Origin of the sequence: Desulfonatronospira sp. MSAO_Bac3 (assembly GCF_003838035.1) — a bacterium.
Lineage (GTDB): Bacteria > Desulfobacterota > Desulfovibrionia > Desulfovibrionales > Desulfonatronovibrionaceae > Desulfonatronospira > Desulfonatronospira thiodismutans.
In genome coordinates this window covers 1-1,665 of sequence record NZ_QYZY01000294.1, presented here as the reverse complement: position 1 = coordinate 1,665, position 1,665 = coordinate 1, and the positions used below count along the sequence as shown (strand labels likewise).

Genomic DNA, 1,665 nt, shown 5'->3' with positions numbered 1-1,665 from the left:
TGAAACCCGCTGCGCTGACCCAGCACTCACTTTTCCATTTGTTTGCTTGTGATGAAACCGAAATTATTAAAGTGAGTGCTGGGTGTTTCACGGGGCGAGCGGGCGGCTCTGCCGCTCACGGTTGGGGAGTACGCCTCAAGTCTATTCCCGGTGGCGATTGCTGGCACCCCTTGAATGGTTACGTCCTGCGTATGTCGTTTTGGATCCATGATCCCCGGCTTTTTGCTCCCCTGTTTTGAGCCGTGTATTTTTTCAGCCTTCTGCTTTACTTCATGGAGTCAGTCATGTGTCCGGCAAAGCACTTCCCGAAAGAGAAATACTCTTCGCCTTCAACCGCTTCCCTGGATTACCAGGACATGCTGATGCATGCCCCTCTGGGCTGTTTTCAGTCCACCCCTGAAGGAAAATTTATCTTTGTCAATCATGCCATGGCATCCATCCATGGTTATGATTCCGCCGAAAGCATGCTGGAGTCTGTAACTGATATTGCTTCCCAGATTTATGCGGAACCGGCGGACCGGGGGCGGATCACGCGTCTGCTGGAAGTGCATGGAGAGGTGGTCAACCATGAGTGCAGAATAATCCGCCGGGATGGATATGAAATATGGGTTTCTTTAAATATCAGGGCGGTAACCGGCAGCGATGGGCTGATTTCCTGCTGGCACGGGTTTGTTTCAGACATAACCCGGCGCAAACAAAGCCAAGAGATGCAGAAAAAGCATCATGAAAAGCTTGATTCCTTTCTCAGGGATATCCCGGCCATGATCTGCTGCTTCAACCCGCAAGGGGTCATCACCTATATCAACCAGCAGTACTGCGACTACTTCGGCATGCCCCAGGAAGAGCTTCTGGGGTCGATTTTTCTGGACCTGATACCCGGGAAGGACAAAGAAATTTCCCAACAGAACTTTACCTCTCTGACCACGGAACATCCAGTCAAAACTGTAGAGCACAGGGTGCAACTGCCTGACGGGACCATCCGCTGGCACAGGTGGATTGACAGGGCCGTCTTTGATGAGGCCGGGACTCCTGAATATTATCAGTCTGTAGGGCTGGATATAACTGAAATCAAGACCCAGCAGTTGAAACTGGAGTCGATCTTTGAGGCCTGCAAAGATATTTCTTTTGTAATCGCAGAATCCTGTCCCGAAGGGGATCTGCGCATTACGGACTTCAGCCCGGGCGCAGAAAGTGTCCATGGTTATCAAAAGCAGGAGGTAGTGGGTCAATCAGTGGCCATTCTGCATTCCAGGGAGGATCTGGAAAAGTTTCCGGAGATATATACCAGCATCAGGCAGGGCAGGGTGTGGAGAGGCAGCATGTTTATGCAGCGCAAAAACGGGCAGGTATTTCCAGCGCTGTTTACTGTCTACCCCCTGGAAATAGAGGACAGGCTGTCCGCTCTCGGGGTTGCTGTGGATATATCCGAACTGGAAGAGGTAAGAAGGGCCCTGCAGAAGGCCAAGGAGGCTGCGGAGGCGGCCAGTCAGGCCAAAAGCACCTTTCTGGCCAACATGAGCCACGGAATCCGTACTCCCATGAATATCATCATGGGCTTTGCCCGGATCATGGAAAGGGATTTCAGTCTTTCCAGGCAGCATTTGCGCCAGGTGCAGACAATTTCCCGCAATGCGGACAACCTGTTGCGGATCCTGAACGATATCC

2 protein-coding genes are annotated in these 1,665 nt (G+C 51.9%); both read left to right on the top strand.

The annotated features are described in order from the left end of the window. Positions 1 to 239 (top strand): hypothetical protein (locus D5S03_RS09960; protein WP_287043777.1); only part of this gene is annotated, 239 nt, incomplete at its 5' end. A 45-nt stretch (positions 240 to 284) separates the two neighbouring features. Next, positions 285 to 1,665: PAS domain S-box protein (locus tag D5S03_RS09955; RefSeq protein WP_287043776.1), on the top strand; the 1,381-nt coding region annotated here is incomplete at its 3' end.